A 14,700-nucleotide genomic window follows, 5' to 3' on the forward strand; every position below is an offset into this window, starting at 1 on the left:
GCGATCAGTCGACCGGTTGCAGCGGGCCGTCCAGGTCGGGCAGCGAGTACATCTCGATCTTGCGCGCCACGTTCGCCATCTCGTTGCGCACGGTCAGGTAGCCCCGCACGGTGCCCACCCAGCGCTCCGGCGGCAGCTCGTCGGTCTTCTTCGACTCCGCCGCCACCAGCCACGGCCGGCGCACCGCCCAGCGGGCCGGGAAGAACAGGAACAGCAGCACCAGCGCGAAGATCAGCCAGCCGGGCACGACGACCTGCTCGGGCGTCCACGCGACCAGGACCACGGCCATGACGATGACGATCGCGAGCATGAGCACGCCCGGCCCCTGGCCGCCGCTGACGTCGTGCTCGAAGTCGGCGTCCTTCGCCGGGTTGCGCCACTCGATCTGGCTGCGCACCGTCCACATCCGGCCGTCCGCACCGCGCACCAGCCGCGTCATCACCGTCTCCTCGCGAGCGCCTGCCTGAACGATCTCAACGCTACCGGCAAACCCCTGCATCCAGTGGGTGAACCGGGCGGTCGCGGTTCGTGGTCAGGTGGCCTTGAGGCTCGGCGAGGTGGGTACCAGCGTCACCGTGGTGGGTGTCACCGTCGGCGTGGACGAGGTGGTGCTGACGAACGCCGTCCGCGTCGGCTCGGCGGTGGTCGTGGTGGTCTCCGCCGGCTCGCTGGGCGGGTCCTGGAACAGCCGGATGTCGCTGGACGTCGTGGGCGCGCCGGTCGGCAGCGGTACGGCCAGGACCTGCTCGGACGTGGTGGTCGCCGGCGGGAGCGCGACGGTCTCGGTCACCACGCCGGTCATCGTCCGGGTGTGGTCGACCCGGTGGACCCGGGGGGCGGACGGCGACGGCGCGCTGGTCGGCGCGCCGGTCACCGTCGCGGCGGTCGAGCACAGGGCCAGCACGTTCTCGCCGTCGGCGCCGTTGGGGCCGGGCTCGACCAGCGCCGGGCCGGGACCGCCGGTGAACGCGCCCGCCAGCGCCCCGAACAGGCCCACGGCGGCGGCCGACGCGGCGGCGGCCAGCACCAGCTTCACGCGTCCGGTGAGCCACGCCGCCTTGCCCAGCAGGACCGGCGCGACCAGGGCGGTCGCCGCGACCGGCACCGCGATCGAGGCCGCGTGCGCCCGCAGCGACGAGCACACCTCGGTCAGCTCGGCGTGCAGGGCGTTGCAGGAGGAGCAGGTCTGGAGGTGCTTGCGGATGCGCCGCTGCTCGGCGCCCTGCACCCCGCCCGCGGTGTACGTGCCCAGCTTGGACAGCACCGAGCTGCACGCGCGCGGCCCGGAGTCCTCGGCCAGGTGCGCCTGGAGGTAGGCGGCGCGCAGCCCCTCCCGGGCCCGGCGGGCCAGCGCGGCCATCGCGTTCGGGCTCAGACCGAAGCTCGGGGCGACCGCGGCCGGCCGCGCGCCCTCCACCTCGACCTGCCACAGGACGCTGCGCCACCGCTCGGGCAGGCTGGTGAACGCGCGCGAGATCAGCGTGTGCTCGGCGCGCGCGGCGGTCGCGTCGGGGAACGGCTCGACCCGGCGGGACAGCTCCTCGTCCTCCACCGGCACGTCCCGGCGGCGCCCGCTCCACTCCCACGCCACCCGGCGCGCGACGGTCAGCAGGTAGGTCCGCACGTGGTCGGTCGGTCCGGTGCCGCGGCGGATCGCCTGCAGCACCCGGAAGAACGCCTCGGCGGTCAGGTCGTCGGCCTCGGCGTGTTCACGGACGTGCCGGAGGGCGAACCGACGAACGGCGTCGGCGTGCCGGCTGAACAACTCCCCGAAGGCCGCGTCGTCGCCCGCCCTGACCCTGGCGAGCAGTTCCCGGTCGAAATCGGCATCTCCGGCCATCCCGCCCGGCACCTCCCGCCCACCGCAGTCGTACCCGGTCAAGATGCCACAGCTGGATCGAACCGCCCCGAAGCGATAGCGACCCGATACCGAAGACCAGCCGACCGGCGTGGGCCGTTCGGAGCAACGCGACCCGCCGGGCACCGGATCGCGGTCGGTGACGACCCGGTCACGGGAAGGCGTCAGCTGGCTGCGGAACCCGCCCCGCGCGCGGCGGCGGCGAGTAGTCTCCTGCCGCGTGGTCGATTGGCGCGCAAGGGCTTCCGCCCTCCTCCCCGAGCTGGGCGCCGTCATCGAGCGCGAGTCCTGGTCGTGCCACGTGTTCCTGTCGGAGCTGTGGCAGCTCGCCCTGGAGGCGCACCGGGACGACGACCGGGACACGTTGACCCGGGTGTACGGGTTCGCGCACTGGTGCTTCCAGCAGGAGCAGTTCCTGTCCAACGCGTCGGTGGTCAGCTTCTACGAGCACGTGTTCGACGAGTGGGAGCTGCGGCACCTGGTCGCGCCGTGGCTGCCGGGCGAGGTCGTGGACCGGGTCCGGCCGCTGTGGGAGTGGCGGTGGCCGGCGGAGCGGTTGTCCGAGGTCGACCGGCTGTTGGAGGAGGTCCGACCCCCCGGTCGAAACGCGGTTTGAGGCTCCTGTATAGTTCTTCGTGTCAGGCGGATGTAGCGCAGTTGGTAGCGCATCACCTTGCCAAGGTGAGGGTCGCGAGTTCGAGTCTCGTCATCCGCTCGCTGGAGAAGGCGGTCACCCACGGGTGGTCGCCTTCTTCCTTTTCCCCTCCCGCGACGGCGCGCGGGAGCGGCCGGTCACCGATAGGTTGGCCGGGTCCACCGCTTCCGCTTCGGATGGAGTCGCAGCATGCCCAGCACGCGCAAGGCGAGCACCCACTGGGAGGGCAACCTCCTCCAGGGCAACGGCACCGTGGCGCTGGAGTCGTCGGGCCTCGGCTCGTACGCGGTGTCGTGGCCGGCCCGGACCGAGCAGGACGCCGACGGCCGGACCAGCCCCGAGGAGCTGATCGCCGCCGCGCACTCGTCGTGCTTCTCGATGGCGTTCTCGCACGCGCTGGACCAGGCCGGCACGCCGCCCACCCGGCTCGACACGACCGCCGAGGTCACCTTCCAGCCGGGCAAGGGCATCACCGGCGTCCACCTGACCGTGCGGGGCGAGGTGCCGGGACTGGACCAGGACCAGTTCGCCGCGGCGGCCGAGGACGCCAAGAAGAACTGCCCGGTGAGCCAGGCGCTCGCGGGCACGACGATCACCCTTTCGGCCGAGCTGGCCTGAGGCGTTCGCCGGTACCGGGTCGCTACCACGCGTACCGACCCGGTACCAACTCATGCGAACGATTTGACCCGGTTGAGTGAGGCCGGTAGTCAAGGTCAATGCTCACCGCTGCGGGTGGCCCGGCGCGACTCGCCGTCGGGGCCTTGATCGGCGTCGTGATGGCCGCCCTCTTCGCGAACGGCACCACCGACGACCCGCTGCCGCCCTCGGGCCTGCCCGCGGACGGAGCGGACATCGTCGTGGTCACCGGCGCCTCGCAGCCCGGCCGCACCACCACGACCACCGCCGCCACCACGCGGACGTCGTCGAGCGGCACGTCGTCCAGCACGACCACCTCGACGACGTCCACGACGACCACCACCGAGTCGTCCACCACGACCACCGCGGCCCCGACGACCACCACGACGAAGCCGCCGACGACGACGAGACCGCCGACCACGTCCCGGACCACGACCACCACGACGACGAAGCCGTGCGGGTTGATCTTCTGCTGATCCGCCCTGCCGCTCACGCAGCGTGGTTTGGCAGGATCGCCGCGTGACGTTCAGCCAGGATCCCCTCCAGTCCCAGCCAGGCAACGACGCACCGACCCTCCGCATCAGCCCCGTCACCACCACCCCGCCCCCCGCGAAGCAGCTACCCACCCCGCCGCAGTCGAAGAAGAGCACCCTGCGCCGCCTCGCGCGGCGGATCGTCGGTCCGACGATCCTGACCAAGAAGTGACCCCCGGGGCGGCGTCATCCCCCGGCGCCGCCCCTCCGCCCGCCCTCGGTGCGTCCGCAAGGTGGGACCGCGATGGCCCGCCGTAGGCGAGAATCCCTGCGATCACACTTCCGGGGCTCGCGGAGGACCACCCGATGGAATGGCAAGACGCTCTGCGTCGCCTCGACCAGGACCTGGCGGCGGGTCGGATCGGCCGACCCGAGCACACGAAGCGCCGCGACGAGATCCTCGCCGCGGCGGCGGGTCCCCGCCCGCACAGCCGCCTGGGCACCAGCCCGCTGGACACCGAGGCGACGCAGGTGATCCGACCGGTCCCGGCGCCGTACCCGTCGATGGCCCCGCCGGTCGACGGGCACGTCGTGTTCGCGACCGCGAGGAAGCGCAAGGGCCGCTGGACCGGCCTCCTGCTGATCGCGCTGCTCGGCGTGACCGCGGCTGGCGTCTGGTGGTTCGTCGGCCGCGACAGCGGCACCGCCGGCGCGGCCGCGACCACCACCGTGACCACCACCACTGGCACCACCACGGCCGCCACACCCGCCGCCGCGGGCCTCCCGGCGCTGCCGGGCGCCGCGACCGTGCCCGACCGGACCATGACCGTCGACGAGGCCGTCGCCGCGAAGCTGCTCTCGCTGACCGAGTCGGACGTGTTGCGCGCCGGCGGGGTGGACGAGGTCCGCTACGCGGCGTCCACCGCCGGCAAGACGTCCTACGCGGTCGTCGTCGCGCGCACGAGCGGTCCCGACCAGGCGCGGAAGGTCGCCGCGGGGCTGGCCCGGCACCTCAAGAACTCCGGCTACGCCGAGACGCCCGAAGGCCACCTGCGCAAGGCCGAGCCGACCACGGTGGTGCGCGGCGTCTACACGTCGGGCGACCACGTCGTCCGCGTCGGCGTCGCCGAAGCCACGCCCGACGCGGACCTCACCGCACCGGTCACGGACGTGCTGGGGACGGTTCGGCGGGCTTTTCCACCGGACTAGGAGCGGGCGGCTCGGGCGCGCGGCGCTTCAGGAGGAACCGGCGCAGCTTCATCCCGGGGCTCTCGACGACGTGCCAGGACAACAGACCCAGCACCAGGGCGACCGGCACCGAGATCAGCGCGACCGTCCACTTGGAGTCCGCGCCCAGGGCCACGACGGTCTGCTCGGTCGGGAAGCCGTAGAGGTAGACGCCGTAGCTCGACATCGTCAGCCAGGACGGCAGCCACAACCGCTGCGGCAGCAGGGTTCCGATCGCCAGCACGACGTAGGGCACCGTCACCAGGCGGGTGACCTCCGTCATCGCCGAGGCGTGCATCACGTACTCGACGCCGACGCACACCAGCACGCCGAACCAGCTGTAGCGGATCTTGTCCCGGTACAGGTAGGCGAGCATCCCGACGCAGTAGACGGCGAGGTACTGCACCAGCGGCACCGTCGGCACCATCAGCAGCACCTTGGGCAGCACGAGCTGCCGGGTCAGCAACCGCTGGAACACCACGGCCAGCGCGAACGCGGCCACCAGCACGATCCACCGCCGCCGCACCGCGCCCAACAGGCCGAACACCGCGATCAACGCGTAGCCGAGCACCTCGACCGGCAGGCTCCACAGCGAACCGTTGACGGCGTTGGGGTACGGGTTGTCGGCGAACACCCCGGGCAGCACGTACTGCTGCGGGAACACCTGGGCGTTGCGGGTGATGTAGCTCCACGTGGCCGGGTGGTCGAAGTACGCGCCGGTGGTCAGCGTCGTCAGCACCGGGCCGAGCACGAGCGCGCTCAAGCACAGCACGACGATCAACCCGGGCATGATCCGCAGCGCGCGTTTCACCGCGAAGCGCCACAGGTGCGGATCGCGTTCCCAACTGCGGATCACCAGGAAGCCGCTCATCGCCATGAACGCGGAGACCGTGACCGCGCCCAGATCGACACCGAACCGAGCCGGCAGGATGCTCCCACCGCTCTTGGTCAGCGGCGCCGCGTGATCGATGATGACGAAGAACGCGGCGAACAGGCGGACGGTCCCGAAACCGTCGGAGGCCCGCTTGCGGCCGTTCGGCGCAGCACTCGCCCGGCGTCGAAGCCCGAAGCCGACCACTTTGCCTCCTCACGCCGACGGAGGGCCGGCGGACCGTAGGATAAGCCCACCGCAAAGCCGTCGGAGCGTGTTCCGCCGCGTGCGTGACAGGTGTGGGTGTCAAGGGAGGACAGCGGTGACCTGGCAGGTACAGCTCCAGCAGCTCGACGCGGCGCTCGCCGCGGGCAAGGTCACCCCGGACGAGTACAGACGGCAGCGCGACGAGCTGCTGTACCAGGCGCAGAGCGGCGGGAACCCACAGCCCGCGGCCCAGACCGGCCCCCCGTCCGACCCGTTCCCGGCGCCGTTCAAGTGGTCGGCGCAGCAACCGCCCGTGGCGCAGCCCGAGGCCGCGCAGAACCAGGGTCAGACCGCGGACTCCACGCAGTTCATCAAGCCGGTGACCCCGCCGCAGGGTGAGGCGGATCGCACCCAGGTCGTGCCGGGCGGCGCGCGGGTCGAACCCGATCGCACCCAGGTGGTGCGGCCCGCGCAGCAGGGCCAGTGGCCGCAGCAGCAACCGCAGCAACAGCAGGCCGGTCAGGGCTGGCCGGGCCAGCCGGACCAGGGCGGCTACCCGGCGACGCCGTGGGGCGAGGGCGACTTCGGCAGCGGTGCCGGGTGGAACAGCGGCGGCTTCGGCGTCCAGGGCCCCGAGGTGTTCGAGGACGTCAAGTCGGGCAAGGGCAAGATCTTCGCGATCGTCGGCGTCGTGGTCGTGCTGGCCGCCGCCGCGGTGTTGTACTTCACGGTCTTCAACAAGGGCGACGACCCGAAGCCCACCGAGACCACGACGGCCGCGCCGGCCCCGACGACGACCACCAAGAAGAAGCCGGACCCGTTCGGCACGCTGATCGTGCCCGAGGGCCGCACGTCCGGTCCGAAGACCTACAACGCCGACCAGTTGGCCACCGCCAAGCCGCTGCCCACCCCGGACCTGGTGGTGCTCAAGCAGGGCGGCGTGACCGAGGCCCGGTCGGTGGTGGTCGTGGAGAACGAGATCACCAGCAGCCTGTGGGGGTTCAAGACCGCGGACCCGGCCACGTTGCTGACCGCGATCGAGACCGACCAGAAGCGCTTCGGCTTCGCCGAGGACCCGACGGCCAAGCAGGGCAACGTCAGCGTCTACAAGTCGGTGCAGACCAGCAGCGCCAAGACGATCACCGTGTTCCGGGCGCACTACGCGACCGCGAACGAGGTCATCCGGATCGAGGTGTTCGCCCAGGACGAGGCGGCCGCGAAGGCCCGGTTCGACCAGGTCCTCAAGGAGCAGTTGGAGCACGAGGCGCCCAAGTGACCGACAGCACCGACAACGCCCCCACGACGCTGCGCGTGGCCGTCGTCCTGTACCGCAACGACCTGGGCACCGTGTGGCGGTGCGTCCGCGCGCTGAACCGGGCGGTCGGGGTGGCGCTGGACACACCGGGCCTGAAGCTGTCCTCGGTGTCGCTGGCGCTCGGCGACTGCTCGGACCGGGCGGTGCTCAGCGAACGGGAACTGGGCGAGATCCAGGAGAACCTGGACCCGCGGATCAAGGTGGACTACACGTTCTTCGCCGCCAACCTCGGGCACAGCGCGGGCTGCAACGCGTTGGCCGAGGGCGCGGCGGAGGACGTGCTGCTGCTGCTCAACCCGGACACCTACGTCGCCCCCACGCTGGTGGTCCACCTGCTCGAAGCGCTGCGCGACCCGACGGTGGCGGCGGTGGACGGGCGCCAGATCCCGTGCGAGCACCCCAAGCACTACGACGAGCACCGCGGTGACCAGAGCTGGGCGAGCGGCGCGTGCCTCGCCGTCCGGACGGCCGTCTACCACGAGGTCGGCGGGTTCGACGCCGAGTGGTTCCCGTCCTACGTCAACGACGTGGACCTGAGCTGGCGCATCCGACTGCGCGGCCACCGGGTGGTGCACGAGCCGAAGGCCGTGCTGTTCCACGACAAGCGCCTGGACGAGCAGGCCCGCGTGCGGACGACGGCGATCGAGCCGTACGCCGGCATCCTCGGCCGGCTGGTGCTGGCGACCCGGTACGGCCGCGAGGACGTCGTGAAGGAGACGATCGACGTCATGCGGGTCCACGGCAGCGAGGAGCAGCGGCGGGCGGTGGCCGAGTTCGAGCAGCTCCGCGCCGCCGGGAAGCTGCCCGAGGTCGTGCCGAACGCCTCGGACGTGGCCGAGTTCATCGACGGCGAGTACGGCAGGCGTCGGTTCTGACGCCCTTCTGGGGGGTTACCAGCACGTGGGCAACTACGACTTCCACTACAACGAGGCCGGGCCGTACGGCGCCGTGGTCCGGCTGCTGTCCGACGCCGAGCTGGGCGGCCGGGTGGTCCTCGACCTCGGGTGCGGCGTGGGCGCGGTGGCCGAACCGCTGCGCGAGCGCGGTGCCGAGTACGTGGGCGTGGACGTCGACGAGGAGTCGGTCGCCAAGCTCGCCGCGCGCGGGTTCGAGGCGCACGTGGTGGACCTCGCGCGGCCCGACTTGCGGGAGGCCCTGGAGGCCGTCCTGGCGGGCCGGCCGCTGGGCGCGGTGCTGGGCTTGGACGTCTTGGAGCACGTGGTCGAGCCGAAGGCCGTCGTCGAGGCGCTGGCCGAGCTGTCCGCGGCGCACCAGGACGTGGAACTCGTGGTGAGCGTGCCGAACGTGGGGCACGTCGACCTGGCCCGGCAGCTGCTCATGGGCCGGTGGGAGATGACCGAGTCGGGCTTGCTGGACCGCACGCACGTGCGGTTCTTCACCGAGCGGACGCTGACCCGGATGATGACCGGCGCGGGCTGGTACGAAGCGGCGCGGGAGGACTTCCGGCTGGGGCGGTCCGACCAGAACATCGCCGGGCACCCGCTGTTCGAGACCAAGGCGAACCTGGGCGGGTTGCTGGACCGGGTGCGGTTCGGGGTGGACGATTTCGGCACGGTGAACCAATTCGTGCGCCGCTACCACCGGGGCGTGCGGCGCCGGACCGAGGAGCCCGTCCCCGCGCAGCCGTTCGTGAGCATCGTGGTGCGCACCCGCGGCGTCCGCACGCACACGCTGGTGGACGTGCTGTGCTGCCTCGGCGCGCAGACCGACCTGGACTTCGAGGTCCTGCTGGTCGTGCACGACTCCACCAAGGCCGAGGGGGTGCGCCGCCTGGTCGACACGTTCGAGGGCAACGTGACGCACCGGGTCCGGGTGATCCCCTGCGACGGCGGCACCCGCAGCCGGCCGGCGAACGTCGGCCTGCGCGCCGCCACCGGTGAGTACGTCGTGTTCCTGGACGACGACGACCTGGTCACGGCGGACTGGGTGGAGAACATCAAGGCGGGTGCGACGGCCGCGCCGGGCACGGTGGTGCGCTGGTGGGCCGCCGAGCAGCGCCGGTCGTGGGCCGACGAGTCCGCGGTGGCCACGCACGCGGCGACCGGTCCGCTGACGCCGCAGTACACCACCGCCTTCGACCTGGTGCGGCACCTGCGGCAGAACGAGACGCCGTTCCACTGCTTCGCGGTGCCGCGGGTGCTGGTGGAGTTGGGCCTCGCCTTCGACGAGACGCTGACCGTGTGCGAGGACTGGGGGTTCCTGCTGCACGCCGCGTCGATCTGCGGCGTGCACGACACCAACGCGGTGACCAGCATCTACAGCAAGTGGACCGAGAAGTCGTCGTCGCACGAGGTGGTGGCGGACGAATGGCTCGCGATGCGGTCGTTGGTGCAGGTCAAGTTGGACGCCCACCCGTTGCTGCTGCCGCCGGGTTCGGTGCGGGTGCTGGACGGCGTGCAGGAGCGGGTCGAGATCGCCGAGCAGCGCGTCGCGGCGCTGGAGGCGGAGCTGGCGGCGACCCGTGAGGCGTCCGACAACGCCCACCGCGCGCTGTACGAGCTGCGCGCCTCCACGTCGTGGAAGGTCAGCGCGCCGGTGCGGATGGCGGGCGCGGCGGCGCGGAAGCTGCGCAAGCGCCAGTGACTAGCGGCGCGGCTTCTTGGCCAGCTCGGTCTTGATCGCGTCGATCGTGGTCCTGGACAACACCGGGTTGATGCCCGACACCAGGCTGCGCTCGGCGGCCTCGACCACGACGATGTCGTGCTCGGCGAGCATCCGGGCGACCCCCGTCGGGTCGGTGCCCGCGGTGTCGCTGTGCACGACGGTCAGGTCCGCGAAGCCGCCGCTGAGGTACTGGGTGGCGAACAGCGTGAACGAGTCGGCGACCATGCCGACCTCGCGCGCGACGACACCGCGCCCGCCCGCGCCGGTGAGCCGCAGCGGGTCCCGGAACGCCTTGTCGATCGCCCTGCTCTGCACGGTCACGCCGTCGGGTGCGAGGTCGTAGGTCTGGAGCGGGAAGTTCGCGGACTGGCCGAGCAGCGGCGGCAGGTCGCCGGCGCGCTGGACCACGGCGGCGGGGGTCGCCTTCCAGGCGGCGGTGACGCCCGGCTGCACGGCCTCGGCGAGCGCGCGGGTCATGACCAGTCCGCCCTCGTGCGTCCAGTGGGTGTCCACGCGGGAGTAGACGGGCGTGCCGCGCCGTTCGCCGGCGGTGGTCAGGGCGGGCCGGAGGTCGAGCGCCCCGCCTTCCCCCACGACCCGCCGCCAGAACTCGTCGCGGGCGTCCTTGGCGCACGTCTTGCCGACGTACTCCGCCGGCATGTTCTCCGGCACCATCGTGGACTTGTCGGGCGCGACGACGAACACCAGCTTGCGGCCCGAGGACTCGACGGCCGACCGCAGGTCCTTCACGGCGTTGACGACGTCGTCCATCGGCCGTTCCGGCAGGCACGCGCCGAGCACGTCGTAGCCGAGGTAGAGCCAGCCGTCGCGGCCCTCGATGACCTTGGGGAACCCGCTGGCGCGCAGCTTGTCCCGGTCGATGTCGCCGGGACCGGGCTGGGCGGGCGGCTGCACCGGACCGGTGTCGCGGCGGCCGGGGAACTGCGGCGGCTCCCCGAACACCCCGCGGCTCACGCCGTCGACGGCGCGCACGGCGGCGTCGCGCAGCGGGAGGTTGTCGTTGGCCCACCCCTCCATGCCGGTGAAGAAGCCCCAGCCGTCGGTGATCGACGGGAAGGCGCGCAGCGGCCGGTTCTCGAACTCCGGTGGCCGCACGCCGACCACGAAGAGCAGCAGTGGCACCGCGAAGAACACGGTGGCGACCACCTTGGCGACCCGTTGGCGGTCGCTGTGGCGTGGGCGGTAGCCGACGTGCTCGCGCGGCAGCATCGACTCCGGGACGGGCGGGAGGCCGGTGGTCGATGTCGTGCGCGGCCCACTGGTCATGGTGCTCCAGCCTACGGGCCCGTCGGGTGCGGTGAGGCGCGATCCGGTGAGGTCAGGCCAGGCCGGCCTTGCGGGCCTCCACCTCGATGTCGTTGTCGACCATCATCGCGACCAGCTGGTCGAAGTCGACCTCGGGCTTCCAGCCGAGCTTCTCGTGCGCCTTGGTGGCGTCGCCGACCAGGAGGTCGACCTCGGCCGGGCGGAAGAAGCGCGGGTCCTGGGTGACGTGCTTCTCCCAGTCCTCGATGCCGGCGTGGGTGAAGGCGGCGGCCACGAAGTCGCGGACGCGGTGGGTCTTGCCGGTGGCGATGACGAAGTCGTCGGGCTCGTCCTGCTGGAGCATCTGCCACATGGCCTGCACGTAGTCGCCGGCGAAGCCCCAGTCGCGGCGCGGCTCCAGGTCGCCCAGGGCCAGCGTCTCCTGCAGGCCCAGCTTGATGCGCGCGACCGCGTTGGTGATCTTGCGGGTCACGAACTCCAGGCCGCGGCGCGGGGACTCGTGGTTGAACAGGATGCCGGAGCAGGCGTAGAGGCCGTAGCTGTCCCGGTAGTTGACGGTGATGTCGTGGCCGAAGACCTTGGCCACGCCGTAGGGCGAGCGCGGGTAGAACGGGGTGGTCTCGCGCTGCGGGGTCTCGCGGACCTTGCCGAACATCTCCGAGCTGGACGCCTGGTAGAAGCGGATCGGGTTGTTCTGGCTGCCGCCCGCCATGCGGATGGCCTCCAGCATCCGCAGCACGCCCAGGCCGGTGACGTTCGCGGTCAGCTCGGCCTGCTTGAAGCTCAGCGCCACGAACGAGATGGCCGCGAGGTTGTAGACCTCGTCGGGCTGGGTCTGCTCCAGCGCGGCGACCAGGCTCGGGAGGTCCTGCAGGTCGCCGGAGACCAGTTCGACGAACGGCAGTTCCTGTCCGATGAGTTCGGCCCGGGGGTTGTTCTGCCCCTTGACCAGGCCGAACACCTCGTAGCCCTTGCTGTTGAGCAGCTCGGCGAGATACCTGCCGTCTTGACCGGTGATACCGGTGATCAATGCACGCGCCACCGCGCAAGGATGCCACGGGGGACCGGCCCGCCGACCCGCGCCCCCTCACCCGATGCGGCGGATTCTCCGAGGTAGGGGTTCGATCATGGTCGCCGGGGGCAACCCCCGCGCCATGCGCGGCGTCTGCAGAGGTGACCCCGAACCACCCGATCCACGCGGAGACAGACCATGTGGTTGGCTGTGAGCCTGGTCACTTTGGGAGCGGTCGCATTTTCGGTGCGAACCGTTCGGGTGCTGCGGTCCGTATCGAAAACCGACCGGAGTCACCCGCCCATTGGGACAACAACGTCCACCTAGGCCCTATGGCGGATTGTGCGAATGCCGTACGATCTTTTCCGGGTCACAAGACCTGTGCCTGCTAGGGGACCTCACAACAGAGGTAGGTGCGTCATGGATCTCGCACTGAGCAAGGTGATCGAGCTGCGCGAGAGCGGTTTCCAGTTCCTCCACCTCCGGGACGAGGACGGGCAGCTCGACCGCATCATGGCGTTCAAGCAGCGCAGAGGGTTCATCGACTCGATCCTCTTCTGGTCCGAGACCGAGGCCCGCGCGGGTCGTCTACCTGCGGTTCGGGACTCCACGCGGGCCGCCCAGGCGGTCTGGATCTACGAGGGTCCGCTCGTGGAGGCGGTCGACCGGCTGCTCGACCTGCCGGAGCCGGGTACGCGGAACGCGCCGACGCTGATGAAGCGGACGGCGTCCGACCTGGCCGTCGTGACGACGCTCCCGTTCAAGCTGAAGTTGCCCCCGGGCGCCATCGCCTAGGCGCGCGCAACAGTTGCGCAGCCCCGCGTGGAGATCGCGGGGCTCTTCGCCGTGGTGACACTCCGTACATTTCTCGGCACTTCCGCTTGCTTTCCGTGACGAGAATATGCACCCTTTCCTGCGCGCACGACAATGTTGCGACCAAAACGACCAATACTCCGGGTTACGAAGGGGATAACAATTCCTCATACCATCCGGTTATGCCCTGCGCGGTGTCACCAAACCGGATTCGTAGGCGAGCACGACGAGTTGCGCCCGGTCCCGCGCGCCCAGTTTCACCATCACCCGGGAGACGTGGGTGCGCGCCGTCGCCGGGCTGATGACCAGGTGATCGGCGATCTCCTCGTTGGACAGCCCGCCCGCGACCAGGGCCAGCACCTCCCGCTCCCGGGCGGTCAGCTCGCGCAGGGCGGCCGGGTCGGGGCGGCGGTGCTCGGGCCGCGCCGCGAACTCCTCGATCAGCCGCCTGGTCACGCTCGGGGCCAGCAGGGCGTCACCCTGCGCGACGACGCGGAGGGCGTGCAGCAGCTCGACGGGGTCGGTGTCCTTGAGCAGGAAGCCCGAGGCGCCGGCCTTGAGCGCCTCGAAGACGTACTCGTCCACGTTGAACGTGGTGAGCACGAGGACCTTGACCTCCGGCAGCTCCGCCTTGACCCGGCGGGTGGCGGCCAGGCCGTCCACGCCGGGCATCCGGATGTCCATCACCACCACGTCCGGGCGGTGCTCATGCGCGAGGCGGACCGCCTCCGCCCCGTCGCCCGCCTCGCCGACCACCTCGAACCCGTCCTCGGTGTCCAGCAGCAGCCGGAACCCCGCCCGCACCAGCACCTGGTCGTCCGCCAGCAGCACCCTGACCACGTCCGCCCTCCCACGGCAGCACCGCACGCACCTCGAACCCGCCCTCCGGGTGGGGACCGGCCTCGAACCGGCCGCCCAGCGCCGCCACCCGCTCCCGCATGCCGCGCAGCCCGGTGCCCGCGCCCTGCCGGCCGCCCGCCGCGCCCGACCCGTCGTCGCGCACGGACAGGGTCAGCGCGTCCTCGGTCCGCGTGAACTCGATCGTGACGGCCGTGGCGTCGGGCGCGTAGCGCAGCGCGTTGGTCAGCGACTCCTGGACCACGCGGTAGGCGGCGGCGTCGACCGGCGCGGGCAGCTCGCCCGGCTCGCCGACCACGCGCGCCCCGGGCACCGGCCCGACCAGCTCGTCGAGCCTGCTCAGCGACGGGACGGGCGCGGTCCCCTCGCCGGTGCGCAGGACGCCGAGGGTCGCGCGGAGGTCCTCCAGCGCGTGGCCGGACGCCTCCTTGATCGCCTTCAACGCCTTCACGGCCTCCTCGGGCCGCCGGTCGGCGACGTGCGCCGCGACCCCGGCCTGGACGTTGATCATGGCGAGGCTGTGCGCGACCACGTCGTGCACCTCGCGCGCGATGCGCAGCCGCTCCTCCTCCACCTGCCGGTCCCGCCGCTCGGCGGTGCGCAGCCGACGCAGGGACAGCAGCGCGATCGCCGGCGCGACGATCAGCGGACCCCAGTGCCCGGTGACGTAGTACAGCCACGTGGACGCGCCGGTCACGGCGACGACCGCGATCGGGAACCGGCGACGCAGGAGCAGCGGGACGAACGTCGCCGCGAACCAGACCCACGCCAGCCATGCCACGAGCCGACGGTACGGGAGGAGGACCGGTCGGGACATCGGTCGACGGGCGGTCCTCCGGCCTACGTCAGCGGACGTACGCGCC

At 71.7% G+C, this 14,700-nt stretch carries 16 protein-coding genes and 1 tRNA gene; 9 read left to right on the top strand and 8 right to left on the bottom strand.

All coding sequences use genetic code 11. The features are described 5' to 3' along the window. Positions 1-4: 4 nt before the first annotated feature. Together AB0A74_RS11895 and AB0A74_RS11900 are read right to left on the bottom strand one after the other, a co-directional pair. Positions 5-439 (bottom strand): DUF983 domain-containing protein, encoded by a 435-nt coding sequence (locus tag AB0A74_RS11895; protein WP_358248816.1) that lies wholly within the window; start codon positions 437-439, stop codon positions 5-7. Between the two features lie 93 nt (positions 440-532). Next, the gene (locus tag AB0A74_RS11900; protein ID WP_358248817.1) at positions 533-1,840 is read right to left on the bottom strand and encodes a sigma-70 family RNA polymerase sigma factor; all 1,308 of its coding nucleotides are present in this window, start codon (positions 1,838-1,840) and stop codon (positions 533-535) included. 238 nt (positions 1,841-2,078) lie between these two features. Between AB0A74_RS11900 and AB0A74_RS11905 the strand changes: the two genes are divergently transcribed. The 3 genes from AB0A74_RS11905 to AB0A74_RS11915 all read left to right on the top strand — a co-directional run bounded on the left by AB0A74_RS11905 (position 2,079) and on the right by AB0A74_RS11915 (position 3,131). Further along, positions 2,079-2,474, top strand: coding sequence for a hypothetical protein (locus AB0A74_RS11905; RefSeq protein ID WP_358248818.1), 396 nt, complete (start codon positions 2,079-2,081; stop codon positions 2,472-2,474). Between the two features lie 26 nt (positions 2,475-2,500). Beyond that, positions 2,501-2,573: transfer RNA gene (locus AB0A74_RS11910), tRNA-Gly, on the top strand. A 129-nt stretch (positions 2,574-2,702) separates the two neighbouring features. Further along, positions 2,703-3,131, top strand: a complete 429-nt coding sequence (locus tag AB0A74_RS11915) for an OsmC family protein (RefSeq protein WP_358248819.1) — start codon at positions 2,703-2,705, stop codon at positions 3,129-3,131. A 22-nt stretch (positions 3,132-3,153) separates the two neighbouring features. Here the strand turns inward: AB0A74_RS11915 and AB0A74_RS11920 are convergent, their stop codons facing one another. After that, positions 3,154-3,642: a hypothetical protein gene (locus AB0A74_RS11920; protein ID WP_358248820.1), complete on the bottom strand. Its 489-nt coding sequence runs from the start codon at positions 3,640-3,642 to the stop codon at positions 3,154-3,156. A 26-nt stretch (positions 3,643-3,668) separates the two neighbouring features. Here AB0A74_RS11920 and AB0A74_RS11925 point away from each other — a divergent pair, with 26 nt between their 5' ends. Continuing rightward, complete coding sequence (locus AB0A74_RS11925; RefSeq protein ID WP_358248821.1) at positions 3,669-3,854, top strand: hypothetical protein; 186 nt, start codon at positions 3,669-3,671, stop codon at positions 3,852-3,854. Between the two features lie 134 nt (positions 3,855-3,988). Then, positions 3,989-4,831 carry a hypothetical protein gene (locus AB0A74_RS11930; RefSeq protein ID WP_358248822.1) on the top strand — a complete coding sequence of 281 codons (843 nt, stop codon included), beginning with the start codon at positions 3,989-3,991 and terminating at the stop codon, positions 4,829-4,831. Here the strand turns inward: AB0A74_RS11930 and AB0A74_RS11935 are convergent. Continuing rightward, positions 4,785-5,927 (bottom strand): acyltransferase, encoded by a 1,143-nt coding sequence (locus tag AB0A74_RS11935; RefSeq protein ID WP_358248823.1) that lies wholly within the window; start codon positions 5,925-5,927, stop codon positions 4,785-4,787. The genes AB0A74_RS11930 and AB0A74_RS11935 overlap by 47 nt on opposite strands. Positions 5,928-6,042: 115 nt before the next feature. On the opposite strand from AB0A74_RS11935, the gene AB0A74_RS11940 reads away from it, so the two are divergent. From AB0A74_RS11940 to AB0A74_RS11950, 3 genes are read left to right on the top strand one after another with little or no spacing between them, the layout of a single operon-like run. Continuing rightward, the gene (locus AB0A74_RS11940) at positions 6,043-7,203 is read left to right on the top strand and encodes an SHOCT domain-containing protein (protein ID WP_358248824.1); all 1,161 of its coding nucleotides are present in this window, start codon (positions 6,043-6,045) and stop codon (positions 7,201-7,203) included. After that, positions 7,200-8,117, top strand: a complete 918-nt coding sequence (locus AB0A74_RS11945; protein WP_358248825.1) for a hypothetical protein — start codon at positions 7,200-7,202, stop codon at positions 8,115-8,117. Before AB0A74_RS11940 ends, AB0A74_RS11945 begins: the two co-directional genes overlap by 4 nt. Positions 8,118-8,142: 25 nt before the next feature. Beyond that, positions 8,143-9,846, top strand: a complete 1,704-nt coding sequence (locus tag AB0A74_RS11950) for a methyltransferase domain-containing protein (RefSeq protein ID WP_358248826.1) — start codon at positions 8,143-8,145, stop codon at positions 9,844-9,846. On the opposite strand, the gene AB0A74_RS11955 is transcribed toward AB0A74_RS11950, so the two are convergent. Together AB0A74_RS11955 and gmd are read right to left on the bottom strand one after the other, a co-directional pair. Next, positions 9,847-11,154 (bottom strand): hypothetical protein, encoded by a 1,308-nt coding sequence (locus AB0A74_RS11955; protein ID WP_358248827.1) that lies wholly within the window; start codon positions 11,152-11,154, stop codon positions 9,847-9,849. Positions 11,155-11,206: 52 nt separating this feature from the next. Continuing rightward, positions 11,207-12,196: a GDP-mannose 4,6-dehydratase gene (gene gmd / locus AB0A74_RS11960; RefSeq protein ID WP_358248828.1), complete on the bottom strand. Its 990-nt coding sequence runs from the start codon at positions 12,194-12,196 to the stop codon at positions 11,207-11,209. Positions 12,197-12,586: 390 nt separating this feature from the next. On the opposite strand from gmd, the gene AB0A74_RS11965 reads away from it, so the two are divergent. Beyond that, positions 12,587-12,961, top strand: coding sequence for a hypothetical protein (locus AB0A74_RS11965; RefSeq protein WP_121001064.1), 375 nt, complete (start codon positions 12,587-12,589; stop codon positions 12,959-12,961). A 198-nt stretch (positions 12,962-13,159) separates the two neighbouring features. Here AB0A74_RS11965 and AB0A74_RS11970 read toward each other — a convergent pair whose 3' ends face one another. Both AB0A74_RS11970 and AB0A74_RS11975 read right to left on the bottom strand, forming a co-directional pair. Continuing rightward, positions 13,160-13,804, bottom strand: a complete 645-nt coding sequence (locus tag AB0A74_RS11970; RefSeq protein WP_343934210.1) for a response regulator transcription factor — start codon at positions 13,802-13,804, stop codon at positions 13,160-13,162. Beyond that, positions 13,686-14,618: a histidine kinase gene (locus tag AB0A74_RS11975; protein WP_358248829.1), complete on the bottom strand. Its 933-nt coding sequence runs from the start codon at positions 14,616-14,618 to the stop codon at positions 13,686-13,688. Before AB0A74_RS11975 ends, AB0A74_RS11970 begins: the two co-directional genes overlap by 119 nt. Positions 14,619-14,700 lie beyond the last annotated feature (82 nt).

This window comes from Saccharothrix sp. NPDC042600 (assembly GCF_040647305.1).
Classification (GTDB): domain Bacteria; phylum Actinomycetota; class Actinomycetes; order Mycobacteriales; family Pseudonocardiaceae; genus Actinosynnema; species Actinosynnema mutabilis.